Source organism: Vibrio owensii CAIM 1854 = LMG 25443 (genome assembly GCF_000817815.1).
In the GTDB taxonomy this organism is placed as follows: domain Bacteria; phylum Pseudomonadota; class Gammaproteobacteria; order Enterobacterales; family Vibrionaceae; genus Vibrio; species Vibrio owensii.
In genome coordinates, this window is sequence record NZ_JPRD01000016.1 from 22284 (window position 1) to 41253 (window position 18970).

15 protein-coding genes are annotated in these 18970 nt (G+C 47.5%); 10 read left to right on the forward strand and 5 right to left on the reverse strand.

The features are described 5' to 3' along the window. The first annotated feature begins 19 nt into the window (after positions 1-19). The 4 genes from trmH to H735_RS10925 all read left to right on the forward strand — a co-directional run bounded on the left by trmH (position 20) and on the right by H735_RS10925 (position 6861). Positions 20-703 carry a tRNA (guanosine(18)-2'-O)-methyltransferase TrmH gene (gene trmH / locus H735_RS10910; RefSeq protein ID WP_005430068.1) on the forward strand — a complete coding sequence of 228 codons (684 nt, stop codon included), beginning with the start codon at positions 20-22 and terminating at the stop codon, positions 701-703. Positions 704-915: 212 nt separating this feature from the next. Further along, a complete protein-coding gene (recG, locus tag H735_RS10915; protein ID WP_020195424.1) occupies positions 916-2997 on the forward strand; it encodes an ATP-dependent DNA helicase RecG in 2082 nt (693 codons plus the stop codon). A gap of 234 nt (positions 2998-3231) precedes the next feature. Next, entirely contained in the window at positions 3232-5217 is a 1986-nt protein-coding gene (locus H735_RS10920) for a S9 family peptidase (RefSeq protein ID WP_020195425.1), read from the forward strand. Between the two features lie 252 nt (positions 5218-5469). Continuing rightward, a complete protein-coding gene (locus H735_RS10925; protein ID WP_009698969.1) occupies positions 5470-6861 on the forward strand; it encodes a uracil-xanthine permease family protein in 1392 nt (463 codons plus the stop codon). 78 nt (positions 6862-6939) lie between these two features. On the opposite strand, the gene envZ is transcribed toward H735_RS10925, so the two are convergent. Then, positions 6940-8232, reverse strand: coding sequence for a two-component system sensor histidine kinase EnvZ (gene envZ, locus H735_RS10930; protein WP_005430094.1), 1293 nt, complete (start codon positions 8230-8232; stop codon positions 6940-6942). A 125-nt stretch (positions 8233-8357) separates the two neighbouring features. Beyond that, positions 8358-9077, reverse strand: a complete 720-nt coding sequence (gene ompR, locus H735_RS10935; RefSeq protein ID WP_005430151.1) for an osmolarity response regulator transcription factor OmpR — start codon at positions 9075-9077, stop codon at positions 8358-8360. Between the two features lie 214 nt (positions 9078-9291). Here ompR and greB point away from each other — a divergent pair, with 214 nt between their 5' ends. Continuing rightward, on the forward strand, positions 9292-9777 hold the full coding sequence (gene greB / locus H735_RS10940; protein WP_009707958.1) for a transcription elongation factor GreB: 486 nt from the start codon (positions 9292-9294) through the stop codon (positions 9775-9777). A 72-nt stretch (positions 9778-9849) separates the two neighbouring features. Here the strand turns inward: greB and H735_RS10945 are convergent, their stop codons facing one another. Beyond that, the gene (locus tag H735_RS10945) at positions 9850-11733 is read right to left on the reverse strand and encodes an ATP-dependent zinc protease family protein (RefSeq protein ID WP_027726633.1); all 1884 of its coding nucleotides are present in this window, start codon (positions 11731-11733) and stop codon (positions 9850-9852) included. A 210-nt stretch (positions 11734-11943) separates the two neighbouring features. On the opposite strand from H735_RS10945, the gene H735_RS10950 reads away from it, so the two are divergent. Continuing rightward, positions 11944-14265 carry a Tex family protein gene (locus H735_RS10950; protein WP_020195428.1) on the forward strand — a complete coding sequence of 774 codons (2322 nt, stop codon included), beginning with the start codon at positions 11944-11946 and terminating at the stop codon, positions 14263-14265. 124 nt (positions 14266-14389) lie between these two features. Here H735_RS10950 and H735_RS10955 read toward each other — a convergent pair whose 3' ends face one another. Beyond that, complete coding sequence (locus H735_RS10955) at positions 14390-14854, reverse strand: hypothetical protein (RefSeq protein ID WP_005430182.1); 465 nt, start codon at positions 14852-14854, stop codon at positions 14390-14392. 135 nt (positions 14855-14989) lie between these two features. Then, the gene (gene bioH, locus H735_RS10960; protein WP_027726634.1) at positions 14990-15754 is read right to left on the reverse strand and encodes a pimeloyl-ACP methyl ester esterase BioH; all 765 of its coding nucleotides are present in this window, start codon (positions 15752-15754) and stop codon (positions 14990-14992) included. An 84-nt stretch (positions 15755-15838) separates the two neighbouring features. Between bioH and H735_RS10965 the strand changes: the two genes are divergently transcribed. The 4 genes from H735_RS10965 (at position 15839) to cysQ (ending at position 18856) form a co-directional block, all read left to right on the forward strand. Then, positions 15839-16564, forward strand: a complete 726-nt coding sequence (locus H735_RS10965; RefSeq protein WP_020195430.1) for an amidophosphoribosyltransferase — start codon at positions 15839-15841, stop codon at positions 16562-16564. A gap of 97 nt (positions 16565-16661) precedes the next feature. Beyond that, entirely contained in the window at positions 16662-17246 is a 585-nt protein-coding gene (gene nfuA / locus H735_RS10970) for a Fe-S biogenesis protein NfuA (protein WP_005434470.1), read from the forward strand. Between the two features lie 174 nt (positions 17247-17420). Beyond that, positions 17421-17984, forward strand: coding sequence for an ADP compounds hydrolase NudE (nudE, locus tag H735_RS10975; RefSeq protein ID WP_020195431.1), 564 nt, complete (start codon positions 17421-17423; stop codon positions 17982-17984). Between the two features lie 44 nt (positions 17985-18028). Further along, positions 18029-18856: a 3'(2'),5'-bisphosphate nucleotidase CysQ gene (gene cysQ / locus H735_RS10980; protein WP_005434478.1), complete on the forward strand. Its 828-nt coding sequence runs from the start codon at positions 18029-18031 to the stop codon at positions 18854-18856. Positions 18857-18970 lie beyond the last annotated feature (114 nt).

Below are 18970 nucleotides of genomic sequence, written 5' to 3' on the forward strand. Positions count from 1 at the left end.
TTTTATATCCCTATTTATTATGAATTTAGAACGTTACAACCGCATTCATCAGGTGCTAAAAGCACGCCAAACCGACCTCACTCTGTGCCTTGAAGAAGTTCATAAGCCGAACAACGTTTCTGCCGTGATCCGCACAGCAGACGCAACAGGCTTACACAAAGTTCATGCGATTTGGCCCGACAAAATGCGCACACTGACCCACACCTCAGCAGGAGCTCGCAATTGGGTTGAAGTGGATACCCACGATTCGATTGAAACTGCGATTACCGAGCTCAAAGCACAAGGCATGCAAGTTCTGGTCACTAACCTTTCGGACACCGCGGTCGACTTTCGTGAAATCGACTACACCAAGCCAACGGCTATCATTCTGGGTAGCGAAAAAATTGGTGCTTCAGAGCAAGCGAAGAAACTCGCAGACCAAGACATCATTATTCCAATGATCGGTATGGTGCAGTCTTTGAATGTCTCAGTCGCCAGTGCTGTGATTCTTTATGAAGCGCAGCGTCAGCGTGAAGCCGCTGGCATGTACGAACGTGAAGAGAGCGCTCTACCAAAAGAAACCATCAACCGCATTTTGTTCGAGCGTGGCCATCCTGTCTTAGCAAAGGTAGCGAAGCGCAAAGGGCTAGAGTATCCACAACTTGATGACGAAGGCCAAATCGTGGCTGACGAATCATGGTGGAAAGAGATGCAGAAAAAATAGATAGACTCGAGAGGCGAGAACGCTTTGCTTCGAGATAACCTCATATCACAAATCGCTATGGTTCTTTCTCGCCTCACTGGTTAGGTTTGCTTCCGCGCTTTCGAATCTCGGAGCGTAAGCGTTCCCATATCCCTTCCTCTAACTTAATCCTGTACAAAAACACAGCTTAGTGGTTAACATACTGCTATGTTAACTACTTTCTTGAGCCCACTATGTCTGCCCAAATGTTATCTGCTGTTCCTTTAACCTCTCTGTCTGGAGTTGGCGCCAAAGTCGCAGAAAAACTCGCCAAAGTTGGTTTGCATAGCGTTCAAGATCTACTGTTTCATCTTCCTCTTCGTTACGAAGATCGCACTCGCATTTACCCAATCGCCAAACTGCATGCCGGACTTTGGGCGGCGGTACAGGGCAAAGTTATGGCTGTCGATACTACTTTCGGCAAACGCAAAATGCTGACGGTAAAAATCAGCGACGGCAATGGCACGATTACTCTACGCTTTTTTAACTTTACTGCCGCGATGAAGAACAATTTCTCGAATGGTAAGTTAGTACACGCTTACGGTGAAATTAAGCGTGGCGGTATGGGCTTAGAAATTGTTCACCCTGACTACAAGTTTTATGTAAGTGAACAAAAGCCGGATGTGGAACAAAGCTTAACCCCCGTTTATCCAACCACCGATGGATTGCGTCAAATCACTTTGCGTAATCTGACGGAACAAGCTTTATCACTCCTCGATAAAGCCGCAGTACAAGAATTGCTACCTTCTGGTTTGTACAATCACCAGATCACTATGTCGCAAGCGCTGCATACGATTCATCGTCCACCTCCAACTATTAATTTGGATGAGTTTGATGAAGGCAAGCACCCTGCTCAAATTCGTTTGATCATGGAAGAGTTACTGGCGCAGAACCTCTCAATGTTGGCAGTGCGCAGCAAAGGACAACAAGACGTTGCATTACCTTTAGCGTCGTGTGACTCGCTGAAAAAGCAACTACTAGCTCAATTGCCCTTCTCACCGACCAATGCTCAAGCACGAGTCGTTAAAGAAATTGAAGCTGACTTAGAAAAAACGCACCCAATGATGCGCCTTGTTCAAGGTGACGTAGGCTCGGGGAAAACTTTAGTTGCTGCGCTTGCTGCCGTCAGAGCCATTGAACACGGCTATCAAGTCGCTTTAATGGCACCGACCGAGCTGCTCGCCGAACAGCACGCGATCAACTTCGCTAATTGGTTTGAGAAAATGGGTATTCAGGTCGGTTGGCTAGCTGGAAAATTAAAAGGTAAAGCCAAAGAAGCCGAATTGGCGCGTATTGCCAGTGGTGAAGCGCAAATGGTCGTGGGTACTCACGCTCTCTTCCAAGAACATGTTGAGTTCCATCATCTTGCTTTGGTCATTATTGATGAACAGCACCGCTTTGGTGTCCACCAGCGCTTAGAGCTACGCGAGAAAGGCGCAAAACAAGGCGCTTATCCGCACCAGCTCATCATGACAGCAACGCCAATTCCGCGAACATTAGCCATGACAGCTTATGCTGACTTAGAAACGTCGGTGATTGATGAGTTACCGCCAGGTCGAACACCAATCCAAACCGTCGCGATTCCAGACACCAAACGCGATGATATCGTCGAACGAGTGCGCAATGCCTGCTTAAACGAAGGCAAACAAGCGTATTGGGTATGTACCTTGATTGATGAGTCCGAAGTCTTGGAGGCTCAAGCCGCCGCTGATACCGCAGAAGAGCTGCAACGTAAACTGCCTGACGTAAAAATTGGTCTCGTGCACGGACGAATGAAGCCCACTGAGAAGCAAGCGGTGATGCAGGATTTCAAAGACAACAAGCTGCATTTACTGGTCGCAACGACAGTGATTGAAGTAGGCGTAGACGTACCCAATTCCAGCCTGATGATTATCGAAAACCCAGAGCGTTTAGGTTTGGCTCAGTTGCACCAGCTTAGAGGTCGTGTTGGTCGAGGTTCAGTGGCGAGCCATTGTGTATTGCTGTATCACTCGCCACTATCAAAAACCGCCCAAAAACGTTTAGGCGTATTACGTGAAAGCAACGACGGCTTCTTGATTGCACAGAAAGACTTAGAGATTCGTGGACCGGGTGAGCTTCTAGGTACCAAACAAACTGGCTTGGCAGATTTTAAAATTGCCGACTTAGTGCGAGATCAGCGCTTAATTCCGGAAGTTCAACGTATTGCGCGTTACATTCATGACAACTACCCAACGAATGCGACAGCAATTATTGACCGTTGGTTGGGTGAGCGTGACATTTACTCTAAGGCGTAAGCGCTTCTATTCTCACCGACCCTCACTCCATTAATAAACCTCCTTACAGACACTGTTCTGTAAGGTCGGTTTTGCATACATTCATTGCACCAATGAATCTCTCATTTAATAAAAGCCAACTCGACTTTATTCAATAATTACGACAAGTTAGAGCAAGTAAACTCTACATAAAGTTAATACTCCAAGCGGATATAAAAAACGTCATAAATACACAATGTCATCAAGGATAGATGCATGAAAAAACGTACCTTGCTTGCGGTCACAGCAGCATTAGTTGGCTCTGTACACTCCGCCCCCATAGCAGCGCAAGATAAACAGAGCGCGATTCTTCAGTCGGCAGAGCTTTTTGCCAAAAGTTCGGCTTACTTTAATCCCAAAATATCACCAGATGGCAAACACTTAGCCTTTGAGTCCAGCATCGATGGTAAAGATGCTTTGGTTATACTCGACAGTAAAACCATGCAGCCGAGCAGTGTGCTGCGCTTCTCAGGTAACGAGCAAGTGGGTGATTATTACTGGGTCAATAATGAACGTGTTGTCGCATCCAAAGAATATTTAAAGAGTTGGTCTACCGCTCCTCGCTACTATGGCGAACTCGTCTCGGCCAATGTGGATGGAAACAAATACGCTTATATATTTGGTTATAACCCTCCTCAAACTAGCCGCCTAGTGCGAGCATCCTCTATCGTAAGAGCTTACGGTGATGTCTTAGATATTCTGCCTGAAGACGACCGCCATATCTTAGTTTCTGCTCTTCCTTTCGGTGAATACAGTTTCAACTTGGAAGCGCCAAGAGAGGTGTACCGCGTCAACGTATACACCGGTAGACGCTCGAAGATAACGACAGCACCCATCCCGTTTAGTCGGTTTCTCACCGACCATGATGGTGAAGTTCGCTTTGTTTCAGGCTTGAATAGCAATAACAAAGTCGAGCTTTATTATCGCGTCAACGATCAATGGAAAAGCTCCGATAAATTGGCGGCTTTAAAAAATTTCAAAGAGTTCTATCCTATCTCCTTTGCAGAGAATCAAGATTCCGTTTATGCCGCGATTAGTCAGTCAGGTGAGCCAAGAGCAATCCATCACCTCAACTTAAAAACCGGTAAAAGTACAAAAGTTGCTTCGGATGATACCGTCGATCCGAAGGAGTATTGGTTAGATCCAGACTCAAAACAGCTTTACGCGGTCGAGTTTGAAAGTGATTACCCTACTTATGCCTTTGTTGATCCAAAAAACAAACGCAGCGAATACTTAAAGCAAATCCTAACTTCTCTACCTGGTCATCAAGTTCGCCTAGTCAGTGAGACAGAGGCTGGTGACGCTTACGTCATTATGGCCTTTAACGATAGAAACCCTGGGGATTACTACTTATTTACCACCGAGCCAAAAGAAATCCGTTATCTGTTCTCGGCACGAGAGTGGTTAGACCCAGAGAAAATGGCTGAAGTGAAGCCTTTTGAATTCACTAGTCGCGACGGGAAAACCATCTCAGGTTATCTGACATTGCCACCAAATATTGAAGCAAAAAATCTCCCTCTTATAGTCAATCCGCATGGCGGTCCTCATGGTCCACGAGATTGGTGGCGTTTTACCGAGGAGAATCAGTTTCTCGCTAACAATGGCTATGCTGTGATGCAAGTAAATTTCCGTGGCAGTGGTGGCTTCGGTAAGCAGTTTGAAGAGGCTGGCTATCGTAAATGGGGAACGAACATTCAATATGACATCATCGACGCCACCAAACACATTGTCGCAGAAGGAATCGCAGATAAAGAACGCATCTGTATTTCTGGCGGAAGCTTTGGTGGATACAGTGCATTGCAATCCGCCACCCTTGCACCTGAGTTGTTTCAGTGCGCCGTGGGCAGTGCCGGTGTTTATGACCTTGAGTTGATGTTCACCGAAGGTGATGTGCCCGATAGCCGCATGGGATTAAGCTTTTTGAAAGAAGTACTGGGAACCGACCCTAAAGTCTGGAAAGCCATGTCTCCAACTCATAATGCAGACAAGTTAAAAGCTTCTATTCTTCTCGTGCATGGGGGAAAAGATCAACGTGCGCCTATTGAACATTATGAGGCAATGGCTAAAGCACTCGACAAGCTCAACTACCCATACGAATCTTTTGTGTTAGACGATGAAGGACATGGCTTTTACAAAGATGAACACCGAGCTAAATATTACGCTCATGTGTTAGGCTTCTTCGATAAGCACTTAAAAAACTAGCCTCCCAAAGTAAAACCTCAAGGGCGATAACCATTCCGTTATCGCCTTTTCTTTTCAGCTCAAAGCAAACGTTTGCTTTTTGGATAAATCCCTCTATAATCGCGCTCAAAATTTATGGTGTGCACCTTGTCACATCAAACCAACCTGAGTTGACACTGATTAACAGCAATCACAGGTCATAACGTCAACTCCACCCAGCACTCCCATTCAGCGAGCTCTGGGGCAAGAATTATTGCGACTAGCGAGACAAACATGACAACTTCAAACCGAACTTCGGAACTGGTCTATCAGTTAAACGATCGTCCACCACTACCTCAGACCATTTTTGCTGCACTTCAGCACTTATTGGCGATGTTCGTAGCCGTTATCACCCCTTCTCTGATCATTTGTCAGTCTTTGGGTGTGCCTGCTGACCAAACCAACACCATCATCAGCATGTCGCTGTTTGCATCTGGCGTGTCTTCCTTTATTCAAATTCGTACCTTTGGTCCTATCGGCTCTGGTTTGCTTTCAGTGCAGGGCACCAGCTTTAATTTCCTTGGTCCAATCATTGGTGCGGGTCTTTCTCTTAAAGCCGGCGGCGCGGACATTAGCACCATGATGGCAGCGATTTTCGGTACTATCTTGGTCGCGTCTTTTGCAGAAATCCTGCTATCTCGCGTTTTAGAACACGCACGCCGCATCATCACGCCATTGGTATCTGGCATCGTCGTGACGCTTATCGGCCTGACGCTTATCCAAGTGGGTTTGGTATCAATGGGCGGAGGCTATGCTGCAATGGGCGATGGCTCTTTCGGTAGCCTAGACAAGTTAGCTCTCGCTGGCACAGTACTTGGCTTGATCGTAATTCTTAACCGTTCAAAGAACCCTTACCTACGCGTAGCTTCTATCGTGATTGCAATGCTAGTTGGCTATGTCATGGCGTACTTCATGGGCATGGTCGATACCTCAACACTGGGCGAAACTGACCTCATCGCACTGCCGATCCCAATGCAATACGGCTTAAGCTTCGACTGGTCGCTGTTTATTCCACTGGTTCTGATTTTCTTCATCACAGCACTAGAAGCAATTGGTGACATCACCGCAACGTCTGAGGTTTCCGGTGAGCCAGTGAAAGGTCCGGTTTACATGAAGCGCATCAAAGGCGGCGTATTAGCTGACGGTCTGAACTCAGCGATTGCAGCAGTATTCAACAGCTTCCCGAACTCTACCTTTAGCCAAAACAACGGCATCATCATGCTCACTGGTGTAGCAAGCCGTTACGTGGGTTACTTCATTTCAGGCATGTTGGTGATTCTGGGTCTTTTCCCAGGTGTGGCAAGCTTTGTTCAGCTGATTCCTGAGCCAGTGCTGGGCGGCGCGACTATCGTGATGTTCGGTACCATTGCCGCAGCGGGCGTACGCATCATCTCTCGTGTCGACCTCGATCGCCGCGCAATCCTAATTATGGCGCTGTCGTTCTCAATGGGTTTGGGCATTGCACAAAAACCAGAAATTCTGCAATTTATGCCTGAGTTTATTAAGAGCATTTTTTCCACGGGCGTGGCAGCAGGCGGCATCACCGCTATCGTATTGAACCTACTGCTTCCAGAGAAACTGGAAGAGGAAGATGAGCTGGTTGCTCAAGAGGTAAAAGAATCCTAACCTTGCACTAGGATGATCGGAAAGCCCAACCAAACTTTGGTTGGGCTTTTTTATTGGAATCGATTGAGCGAAGAACGCTTACTTGGTTGGGAAGCTGATTTGCGCGCTTAACCCGCCTTCACTGCGGTTACGTACCACAACCGAACCAGAATGCTGGCTAACGATACGCTTCACAATGGCCAAACCCAAGCCTGTCCCTTCACTGCCTCGCGCGGTATCACCACGAGTAAAAGGTTCAAACAGCTTGGCAATTTGAGATTGCTCAATGCCCGGGCCATTGTCTTCAACGCACACCCAAACCAACTGTTTGTCAGCGGTGACGCCCGTACTGATTTTCACCCAGCCATTACCATAACGCAGAGCATTGACCACGAGGTTACTCACCGCACGTTTGATCGCGATTGGGCTGCCTTTTGCGGTTGGCATCGTTGGGTTGAGGTCCGTTTCAATTTCGACTTCATAACCCCCTTCCGACGTTGCGACATCGCTAGTGATGGTGTTGATGTCCACCTGCTCAAACGACTCTTTATTTACTGGCTTGAGGTAGTCCATAAACTGACTGATGATCTCGTTACACTCTTCGGTATCACTGATGATGCCTTCGGCTAGGTAACTGTCTTCTGGCGACATCATTTCTGTCGCAAGACGAATACGCGTCAGTGGCGTGCGTAAGTCGTGACTGATGCCTGCCATCAATAGCGCACGATCTTCTTCCAGTTCTTGAATGCCTTTCGACATCTGGTTGAATGCGCGAGTGACAGAGCGGATTTCTGAAGCACCTTTCTCCGGCAACGGCGGTGGAATTTCACCTCGACCGACTCCTTTCGCAGCTTTTTCTAGCGCAATCAAAGGTCGGTTTTGCAAACGGATAAACAACCAGCCACCAGCAATAATAAGAAGCGCCATGATCAAGCTATTACGAAACAGCGGAGCAAAGTCCTCTTCTTGCAGTTCAGAAAGCGGAATACGGATGATGGAGTTAGGCAACTGATCGATGCGCATCCACAGAATGTAGCTTTCACTGCCAAGCAGCAAACGTACTTCTGTTGGTGAGCCGAGCTCTTGCGTCATCTCTTCCGACATCAAATCAATCGACATCGCATGATTAAACTCATTCATCATCTCGCTATCAACGCTATGTACCGTCACACCCAAGTTTTCCAGCAGTTGGTGGCGCAGTGGCGCATCAGCCTTGAGTAGGCCATCTTCATCGAGAACCAGATTCAACTCGTGGGCGAGAATTTTGTTGAACTGCTGCAAACTTGGCATCAACGCGTAGTTAAAAACGGCGTAGTAAGAAAAGACTTGGCTAGCGAGAAGCAAAGAGATGAACAGCAAAATGGATTGTGTAAATGAACTTCGGATTCGCATGGAGGATCCCTAATGGACTGTTCCTAGTGAACAACATTAATTGCGAGTTTCCAGCCCTCAAACAGGAAGGAGGCTTGAGGGTGGAATATGAGCAGCCGAGTATTATCGGCAGGCCTTAGAAGGTATTACGCTTCTTTGCCGTCTGGAACGAACACGTAACCCAAGCCCCATACCGTTTGGATGTAGCGTGGCTTGCTTGGATCGTCTTCTAGCATGCGGCGTAGACGTGAGATTTGAACGTCGATAGAACGTTCCATCGCTGAGTATTCACGACCACGAGCCATGTTCATCAGCTTATCACGCGACATCGGCTCACGAGCGTTGGTTACTAGCGCTTTCAGCACTGCGAATTCACCAGAAGTCAGTGGCATCGCTTCGTCACCACGGAACATTTCACGCGTACCTAGGTTCAGACGGAAGTCACCGAATTCAACCACTTTCTCTTCCGTGCTTGGCGCACCTGGTAGTTCAACCGTTTGGCGGCGAAGTACTGCTTTAATACGAGCCAGCAGTTCACGCGGGTTGAACGGTTTTGGTAGGTAATCGTCTGCACCCACTTCAAGGCCAACGATACGATCGACTTCATCGCCTTTCGCTGTCAGCATCAGAATAGGTAGCATGTTGTTGGCATGACGTAGACGACGACAAATCGATAAGCCATCTTCGCCCGGCAACATTAAATCCAACACCATAAGGTGGAAGTTTTCACGGGTCAAAAGACGGTCCATCTGCTCGCCGTTAGCGACACTTCTCACTTGAAAACCTTGCTCAGAAAGGTAACGCTCCAACAGAGCACGCAAACGAGCATCGTCATCAACCACTAATATTTTATGATTTTCCTGCATTGAAACATCCTTTCAGAGGCATCTATAGTCAAAAATGTATCACTGTTTTTTCAAACGTGCTTGTTCAAATTGTTACTCTTTTTATCTTAGCCACGGTTTTGATGAATTATTTCGATGTTTCGCATTATTTTTCTCCTCATCACAACAATTTACAGTCAGACAAAATCAAGGCTAATATGATTGGCAGAATCCAATAACGGCTGATTTACTTCTAATGAAAACCAATTTAATTACCCGTGAAGGCTACAATCGCCTAAAAACAGAACTCGATTTTTTATGGCGAGAAGAGCGCCCAGAAGTCACCAAAAAAGTCACTTGGGCAGCAAGCTTGGGCGACCGAAGTGAAAACGCTGATTATCAGTACAACAAAAAACGTCTGCGTGAAATTGACCGTCGTGTCAGATACTTACGAAAGCGTCTAGAGCAAGTCAAAGTGGTGGATTACTCACCTCAACAAGAAGGCAAAGTGTTCTTTGGTGCTTGGGTGGAAATTGAGAATGAAGCGGGAGATGTGAAGAATTTCCGTATCGTTGGTCCCGATGAAATCTATGGTGATGCGAAAGGCTATATCTCGATTGATTCCCCAATGGCTCGTGCGCTACTAAAAAAAGAAGTCGATGACGAATTCGCAGTAAGAACGCCGGAAGGCTACAAAGAATGGTTTATCAATAGTATTCGCTACCAAGCCGAAGAAAACTGATTGAATGACCCGATAAGAAGAAAGCCGCACTCTTTAGTGCGGCTTTTACGTTTTGGATATCAACCTTGAAGGTTACTCTTCGTAATCAGGCTTCTCGGTCACAATGTAGTTGGTATCGCTGGCAACGATCGCACCGTGCTTCAAGAAGTTCTTACCCAGGATCATGCTGTAATGGAAGCGGCTACGGTCTTGCAAGTTAACACGAATCTTCTTCTCTAATTCACCAAGCTTAACGTGCATTTCCACTACAGGGCGTACGTTGGCTTTCTCACCTTTCTTGGCTTTAATACGCATCACGTCAACAACGGGCTTGGTAAACTCTTTCTTCATACCGCTATCGTTCTCGTAAGTGAAGCTCACCATGTCTTTGCCATCTTTCTTGAACTGTTTGATGTTCTTGGCATTAATCGAGCTCACATCCGCGCCCGTATCCAATTTAACAGGGAAAGACATGCCTTCCACTTCCGCTACTTCAATGTGGCCAGCTTTAAACAGTGGACGCGCATCGAGTAAGTGGTCTGCGCGAGTATTTAGCAGCACACCACCTTTCGCCATGTTGTGGCCGAATACAAAGAACGGTTGCTCTTGGTCATCTTTCTCTAAAACATCAATCGCGAAGTCGATGGTCTTCTCTTCATCACCAAACAGGAATTCCCCCTCAACAACTGGGCGAACCGAATCTCCTACTTTGAGCTTCTTCAGTACGCGTTTAGTGATTTTCTCTTCCTTGCCTTTTGAGCTTGGCAGGTAGAAGGTCACGACTTCTTTTTTGTCTTTCTCGGTCAGTTCAAAACCATCCACACGCAGCAGCGGAGTCTTCACCGCAAAAGTTGGATAAGCAGATAACACGTGACCATCGATATTCACTGTCTCTTCAGGAGAGATAACAAGAGGCTTCGATTTAAGCGCGCTCTTGAATGATTTCTCGACCCCGCCTAGCAAGTTCTCTTTATCGGTATCAATCACGAAGTGCTGACTTGCCACGTCTTTGCCCAAACGGATTTGCGAACTAAAGCCGCTGCGATCACGCAGATAGACCAGCCATTGTTGAGTCTCGGTTTCACTCACTTGCACTGGAAGGTAAACCAAAGGACGCTCACTCTTGCTGGTTTTCAGCATGCGAACAAGTGGCAGTGTCATTGGGTGACGCTTACCGTTTTCGCCTTCAAGGGTGAAAGAGACTTGTTTTTTCTTCTTATCGACCTTGATGTTCAGCGCATGCACGTTGGTGTAGCGACTGGTAGTAGAAATACTGATGCGATATGGCACGCCTTCAACATTCACCGTTTCTTTCTTACCGATCATTTGTGCATTTGGCTGCTCTTGCAGGTAATCATAACCAGCAAACACCCACGCGTTGTTATCGAGGTAAGTTTTACCAATCAAAATCGGCGCTGAGAATTGAGTACGCTTGGTTAGGTTCACTACCGTATCGACCGTGTGCCCTGCAATGGTCATCGGCATTTTTACCGTCGGGCGCAAAATTGGTTTTTCACTGGTACGGCTACGGATCGCACTGATGCGTTCAAGATCATCGGTGATCTTAATTTCTTTCCCCGTATACGGATGATGAATCGTAAAGCTCACGGTAACTTGGTAGGGTTTGAAGCTGTCTGAATCCCACTTGGCTTTCGTCCCCCCAAGGTCATCGATGATCGCCCACATCAATTTATCGTCTTTCAGACTTTTGTATTCAGGGTTGCTACTGCTGACGTGGATGTTTTCAGCGTGCATTGACGTGGTATCGGCACCGGTATCAATCTTACCGATAAATGGCACATCGCTTAGCTCAGGAATGTCGCTGTAGTAAACACTTTCTACACGACCTAAAACCAGTTTGTCATCAAGTTGATAGATAGGATCTTGAGTGGTCGCAGAAAGGGGTTGCGACCAAGCGAACGGCGTCGCTAATAAGGCACTAGAGAGCGCCAAAGCCAAAGACATTTTCTTCATCATTGTTTTCCGTATGAGCTAAGGTACAGGGGTTAGTCGATAACCAAATGTATAAGTTCTCAATTTAATTACAGTTTTGACACAAATCTGACTGATGTCCACCAGCGCTCGGTAAATTTTTGAGTTACTAGTTTAAAACATTGCAAATTCCATGAATGACCCCAATGTTCTATACACAACCAATACCCAAACAGAATTAAAGAGAATACACGGATGAGCCAAGCTATCTGTCGCATGATTGCTCAAGAGCTGAATGTTCGCCCTGAGCAAGTCAACGCTGCTGTAACCCTTATTGATGACGGTAACACGGTCCCATTTATTGCACGTTACCGTAAAGAGGTGACGGGCGGCCTTGATGATACCCAACTGCGTACTCTAGACAGCCGTCTGTCTTACCTTCGTGAACTAGACGATCGCCGTCAAACCATCCTGAAATCGGTCCAAGAGCAAGGCAAACTTACGCCAGAGCTAGAACAAGAAATCACTCAGGCAGACAGCAAGACTCGTCTTGAAGACTTGTACCTACCTTACAAACCAAAGCGTCGCACCAAAGGTCAGATCGCGATTGAAGCCGGTCTTGAGCCACTTGCAGACCAGCTTTGGAATCATCCGCAAACTGAGCCAGAAAGCGAAGCAAGTAAATACCTTGATGCAGACAAAGGCGTGGCAGACACCAAAGCCGCACTGGATGGCGCTCGCGCGATCATCATGGAGCGTATCGCGGAAGACGCAAACCTGCTAGAGAAAATCCGTGGTCATCTAAACCGTAATGCGGAAATGGGTGCTCGCGTCGTTGAAGGCAAAGAGCAAGAAGGTGAGAAGTTTAAAGATTACTTCAACCACAACGAGCCATTAAGCAAAGTACCATCGCACCGCGCACTGGCGATGCTACGTGGTCGTAACGAAGGCTTCCTGACATTAGCAATGAATGCCGACCCCGAACAGGAAGAGGGCGCGCGTCAGTCTTACTGCGAAACGATTATCGCTGACCACTACGGCGTGACACTTAGCAGCGCACCTGCGGATACGTGGCGTAAGCAAGTGATCAGCTGGGCATGGCGCATCAAAGTATCGTTGCACATGGAAACCGAGCTAATGGGCGCAATGAAAGAGCGCGCAGAGATCGAAGCAATTGAAGTATTCGCTACAAACCTTAAAGACTTGTTGATGGCAGCACCGGCAGGTCCTCGTGCAACACTTGGTCTCGATCCGGGTCTGCGCACGGGCTCGAAGATCGCTATTGTCGATCCGACTGGTAAAGTGCTTGCAACCGAAACCATCTACCCTCACCCACCACAAAAGCAATACGACAAATCAGCGCAAATCGTTGATCAGTTGGTGCGCAAGTACAACGTCGATTTGATTGCTATCGGTAACGGCACGGCTTCACGTGAAACCGACAGCTTTGTCGCAGACGTCATCAAACGTGGCAACCTGAAAGTTCAGAAAATCATCGTGAGTGAAGCGGGTGCATCGGTTTACTCAGCATCCGAGCTTGCAGCGAAAGAATTCCCGAATATGGATGTGTCTCTGCGTGGTGCGGTGTCGATTGCTCGTCGCCTACAAGACCCACTGGCTGAGCTAGTGAAAATCGATCCTAAATCAATTGGTGTGGGTCAGTACCAGCACGATGTTAGCCAATCAATGCTAGCAAAACGCCTAGATGCGATTGTGGAAGACTGTGTAAACGCGGTCGGTGTTGATGTGAACACTGCTTCTGCGGCGCTACTGACGCGCGTAGCGGGCTTGTCGAGCACCATCGCGCAGAACATTGTCGATTTCCGTGATGAAAACGGTCGTTTCGAAGCACGTACAACCTTGAAGAAAGTACCTCGTTTAGGTCCTAAGGCATTCGAGCAGTGTGCGGGCTTCCTACGAATCATGGATGGTAAGAACCCACTTGATGCATCTGCAGTTCACCCAGAAGCGTACCCAGTGGTAAAAGCAATCTCTGAGAAGAACAACAAAGACATCAAAGCACTGATTGGCGATTCAAGCTTCCTAAAAGGTCTGCATGCGGTCGATTACACCGACGATAACTTCGGTGTTCCTACCATTACAGACATCATCAAAGAGCTAGATAAGCCGGGTCGTGACCCGCGTCCAGAATTCAAAACGGCAACGTTCGCAGAAGGCGTAAACTCAGTTTCTGACTTGGAACCGGGCATGATTCTAGAGGGCGTGGTATCGAACGTAGCCAACTTCGGTGCTTTCGTTGATATCGGCGTTCACCAAGACGGTCTCGTACACATTTCTGCACTGACAGATCGCTTTGTGTCGGATCCACGTGAAGTGGTGAAAGCAGGCGACATCGTCAAAGTCAAAGTAATGGAAGTGGACGTGCAGCGTAAGCGTATTGGCCTATCGATGCGTATGAACGACGAACCGGGTCAAGACAACCGTAACCAACGCTCATCAGCAGCGCCGCGTCGTAATGACCAACCGCAGCGTCGTCAGCCTCGCCGTGATGACTCGTCATCTAACAGCGCAATGGGCGGTGCTTTTGCAGCAGCGTTTGCTAAAGCGAAAAAGTAATCTCGTCTAAGCTTCACCACTAATAACGAGGCTTCACCGCTAACGAGCTTTCATAGCTAAAAAGAAAACGCTCCAATCAGTTGATCTGCTTGGAGCGTTTTTATTTGAGTAGGATATTGAGTCGTCATAATACTGCTATCACTTCTGACGGTGTATGGGGCGCGACCGAGTGACCATAATGAAACTTAATCACCTTCCTGCGCTTTTCCATCAATCCCTCTTTGACCGCAGCATCCAAAATGCGCTTAGGTAGTCGAAAGCGTATCGCGTAGCCCTTACCCTGATCTTCGCTGTAACTCTTGAGCGCAAGCAAACCAAAGAGACGTTCTAGCGTGTCTTCCGGTTCTTCGTGATAACGGGTATCCACCTCGGGTTCCACTTCGTAGTCAGGATGCTCCGATGGGTCCCACGAGGATTGGCGTCGCCGCTTCTCATCACTTTTTACTTTGCGCTCCGCATTGGTTTTCGCCAGTGCGACTGTTGGCGTCACAGGTTCTCGGACTTTATTGTCACGAGCAGCTTGTTCCGTCTGCACATTAACGGATGGGGCGATCAGTGGCACGCTTACGTTAGCCGGTGACACAATCATTGCGAACCCTCCTCAGAGTCGCCCAACTCGTCAATACAGCAAACTCCTCCCACAAGAAGAGTCCGCTAAAACTTATATCGACCAATTTTTAAACAGCTTTAGGGTTTTATTCGCTTAGATTTGTAGGCTCGCTAATTAAGCAGCAAATTCTCGCACTTGGAGACAAAACGCTTCATGTTCGGTCATGAACGGCGCATGAGAGGATTGATTGAAAACAAACTGCTGAGTCGTTGGCAATTGCTCACTTAAGTCACTTGCCACTTTGATTGGCACTAAGCCATCAAGTCGACCATAAAGGCGCAGCATCGGCATCGAAAGAGAAGCCAAAGCATCGCGCAAATCCACATCGGCAAGAATATTCAAACCAACCAACAATGAATCAGGATTCGGCTGCGGACGAGATAGCACCGCTTGTTTGAGTTGTTTAACGTCTTTGCGCGCAGACGGACTGCCCATCGCTTGCAGCGCCATAAAGCGCTCAATAGTGACCGAGAAGTCTTCCAGCAATTGATCGGTGAATGCGGTTAACACGTTAGGTTGAATGCCACGCCAAGGGCGTTCAGCAGCAAATTTTGGTGAACTGGCTACCGTGATTAACTTGCTCACACGCTGCGGAGCATTAAGTGCAATGTGGGTTGCCACCAAGCCACCTAATGACCAGCCAAGCCAGACAGCTTTTTCTGGCGCGTCTTGCAGAACAAGGTCAGCGATTTTGGCTAAGTCTTCAGCGTGAGTTTCAGCACTGTGTCCGTACCCCGGAAGGTCGACCACATGAACTCGGAAATAAGGTTGAAGAGACTCGACCGTCTGCTGCCATACCGCACCATTCATGCCCCAACCATGAAGCAACACCAAATCCGGTCCTTGACCAAATGACTGCCAGTGTAAATTCGTGCTCATGCTCTCGTTCTCTCCCACTTATCTTATTCCTTACCACGTAATCCAAGCTTTACTCTGATGGCTCGCTCACCTTGGATGGATTGTATGTTATCTCATCAATGGCAAAACATCATGCATCGCGTACTTGGCAGCCAATGTGGTTTGTGTCGATTTCCGATCTCCGCTGAACAGAAACCAAACCCAATGCGTTGGTGCGACAGTTGTTTTGAACACCTCACGCCCATCAAACGCTGCACTCGCTGTGGTTTAAAAATGACAGAAGAGGAATCACAAACCTCCACGGAGTGCGGTGAGTGCCTGAAAGAGCCACCGCCTTGGCAACGTTTATATACGTTAGGGGATTATGATTTCCCTCTGTCTAACCAAGTGCAACGCTTTAAAGATCATGGTGAGGCATGGCATGTCGGCGCACTCACTCAATTGCTGGCCGAACGAATTGAACAGCAAGCTCTAGTGATTACTTGTGTACCAATACATTGGCAACGTTATTTAAAACGAGGATTTAACCAAAGCCATATCTTAGCCAAACACCTCGCCCATCATTTAAATGTGCGATATGAAGATAAGGTATTCAAACGCGTCAAAAGCGTCCAATCGCAACGAGGAAACAAAAAAGCCAGTCGTGAACAGAATTTAAAAGGGGCGTTTACCCTACAAGGTGAGGTGAACTTTTCCCACGTCGCGATTGTGGATGATGTGGTTACAACAGGTAGTACGGTCCGACAATTATGTCATTTACTACTTGAAGTTGGCGTAGAAAGCATCGATATTTACTGCATCTGCAGAACTCCTGCCCCGGGCTCACTCTAGATCGCTTCGCCATGTCTTAGCATTAAAAAGACTAGACCGAGCCGTCAACAGGAGTAGAATAGCAGCAATAGCCTACAAATTTACTCAGGTATTCGTCGTGTCAAATATTACTATTACAGAAACTGCGCAAACGCATTTCGCCAACCTTTTAGGTCAACAGCCTGAAGGCACTAACATTCGAGTCTTCGTTGTTAACCCAGGAACACAAAACGCAGAGTGTGGCGTGTCTTACTGCCCACCAGAAGCGGTTGAAGGCACTGACACTGAAATCCCTTACAGCGGTTTCTCTGCATTCATTGATGAGCTAAGCCTTCCTTTCCTTGAAGACGCTGAAATCGATTTTGTTACTGACAAAATGGGTTCTCAACTAACGCTAAAAGCGCCAAACGCAAAAATGCGTAAAGTCGCAGATGACGCTCCACTTGTAGAACGTGTTGAGTACGTAATCCAAACTCAAGTGAACCCACAACTTGCAGGTCACGGTGGTCACGTAAACTTAGTTGAAATCACAGACGACGGCATCGCTATCGTTGCATTCGGTGGTGGTTGTAACGGTTGTTCAATGGTTGATGTGACTCTAAAAGAAGGCATCGAGAAAGAGCTTTTGAACCAATTCGTTGGTGAGCTAACTGCTGTTCGTGATGCTACCGAGCACGACCGTGGTGATCACTCTTACTACTAAGTCGCTGATGACTTACTAGCAATGCATATCGACGAGAAATGGGAGGCACTTGCCTCCCATTTTTGTTTTCAATTGCGTTATGCTGAATCATCACGCTAGAAACTCGAGCTTTCTTCTCATATATTAAGAAATCTCATTTCCTCGATGAGTTAACGATACTAAGGAGCCAGCGTTATGTCGAAAAGGACCCCACCAGAGATCCTCTCTTGTCAGACGGTCGCACAATCTAAGCTGTTTGCTGTGGAAGCCCTCGACCTTCGCTTCTCTAATGGCGAACTACGTACTTATGAACGCATGAAACCGAGTGGGCGTGATGCCGTGATGGTTGTTCCTGTGACTGAGCAAGGCGACTTACTCTTGGTTCGTGAATATGCCGCAGGTACAGAACGCTACGAACTCGGCTTTCCAAAAGGCTTGATCGACCCAGGTGAAACACCACAACAAGCGGCTGACCGAGAGTTAAAAGAAGAGATCGGTTTTGGTTCTAATGACCTGACACCACTCAAACAAGTCATTCTTGCTCCTTCTTATTTCTCGAGCAAAATGACACTGTTTTTGGGGCAGAACCTTTATCCAGAAAAACAAGAAGGCGATGAGCCTGAGCCACTAGACATTGTTCGTTGGCCACTCGCTCAAGCAGAAGAGCTTTTAACACACTTGGATTTTTGTGAAGCAAGAAGCATCACAGCGTTGATGTTGGCACTAAGACACTTACAAAACACCACTCACAACCAATAACAGCCGAAGAGCTGATTAATAATAGTGAGGAAGGACCATTACCCATGCCAATGACAAAAGATTTATCTCACCTGCTCCCGCAAGTCATCGAAATTGCGCGCAGTGCAGGTCAATTGATTCTCGATATCTACGAGAAAAAGCAGTACGAAGCCTACACCAAAAGTGACGAGACCCCTGTCACCAGCGCTGATATCGCGGCGCATAAACTGATTACTGAACGCTTGAGCGAACTCACCCCAGATATCCCTGTACTCTCTGAAGAAGCGGCGGATATCAGCCTAGAGCAGCGTGGGCAATGGGAACGTTACTGGCTCGTCGACCCGCTAGATGGCACTCAAGAGTTCATCGCACGCAGCGGTGACTTCGCGACTATTATTGCGCTAATCGACAACAACAAACCAACCATGGGTGTAGTTTATGGCCCGGTTTCTGGCGTGACTTACTACGCATACAGCGGTAAAGGCGCTTGGAAGATTCCAGACATGTCAGAGAGCGTGAAAATCCACACTCATAAACATGAACAGCCTGGACAAAACATCGCCATCGCAATCAGCCGTCGCCAAGACATCAACCGCATCACGAGCCGCATGAGTAGCGCTTGGAACTATGACTTGATTCCTCTTGGCTCTGCCGCACTCAAAGCGTGCCTTGTTGCTGAAGGTGCTGTGGATTGTTATTTACGTCTAGGTCCAACTGGCGAGTGGGATACCGCTGCTACACAATGCATTGTTGAAGAGGCGGGCGGACGTATTCTCAGCACGCAACTTGAGCCGCTTTCTTACAATGAGCGCGAGACGTTGGAGAACCCAAACTTCATCGTACTGGGCGATGCGGATTTGCCTTGGGATGAGATTCTACAGCGCAAAGACTGACCCTAATCCAATCTGCATTGCTAGATTTTAAAAAGGCCACGAATCGAATTCGTGGCCTTTCTTTTTTCTTCTTGTACAGCGTTAGGAGTATTTGACCTACCATGTTCCAAATAC

Coding starts and splice junctions, on each gene's coding strand:
- trmH (WP_005430068.1), top strand. CDS start 20: ATGAATTTAGAACGTTACAACCGCATTCATCAGGTGCTAAAAGCACGC.
- recG (WP_020195424.1), top strand. CDS start 916: ATGTCTGCCCAAATGTTATCTGCTGTTCCTTTAACCTCTCTGTCTGGA.
- H735_RS10920 (WP_020195425.1), top strand. CDS start 3,232: ATGAAAAAACGTACCTTGCTTGCGGTCACAGCAGCATTAGTTGGCTCT.
- H735_RS10925 (WP_009698969.1), top strand. CDS start 5,470: ATGACAACTTCAAACCGAACTTCGGAACTGGTCTATCAGTTAAACGAT.
- envZ (WP_005430094.1), bottom strand. CDS start 8,232: ATGCGAATCCGAAGTTCATTTACACAATCCATTTTGCTGTTCATCTCT.
- ompR (WP_005430151.1), bottom strand. CDS start 9,077: ATGCAGGAAAATCATAAAATATTAGTGGTTGATGACGATGCTCGTTTG.
- greB (WP_009707958.1), top strand. CDS start 9,292: ATGAAAACCAATTTAATTACCCGTGAAGGCTACAATCGCCTAAAAACA.
- H735_RS10945 (WP_027726633.1), bottom strand. CDS start 11,733: ATGATGAAGAAAATGTCTTTGGCTTTGGCGCTCTCTAGTGCCTTATTA.
- H735_RS10950 (WP_020195428.1), top strand. CDS start 11,944: ATGAGCCAAGCTATCTGTCGCATGATTGCTCAAGAGCTGAATGTTCGC.
- H735_RS10955 (WP_005430182.1), bottom strand. CDS start 14,854: ATGATTGTGTCACCGGCTAACGTAAGCGTGCCACTGATCGCCCCATCC.
- bioH (WP_027726634.1), bottom strand. CDS start 15,754: ATGAGCACGAATTTACACTGGCAGTCATTTGGTCAAGGACCGGATTTG.
- H735_RS10965 (WP_020195430.1), top strand. CDS start 15,839: ATGTTATCTCATCAATGGCAAAACATCATGCATCGCGTACTTGGCAGC.
- nudE (WP_020195431.1), top strand. CDS start 17,421: ATGTCGAAAAGGACCCCACCAGAGATCCTCTCTTGTCAGACGGTCGCA.
- cysQ (WP_005434478.1), top strand. CDS start 18,029: ATGCCAATGACAAAAGATTTATCTCACCTGCTCCCGCAAGTCATCGAA.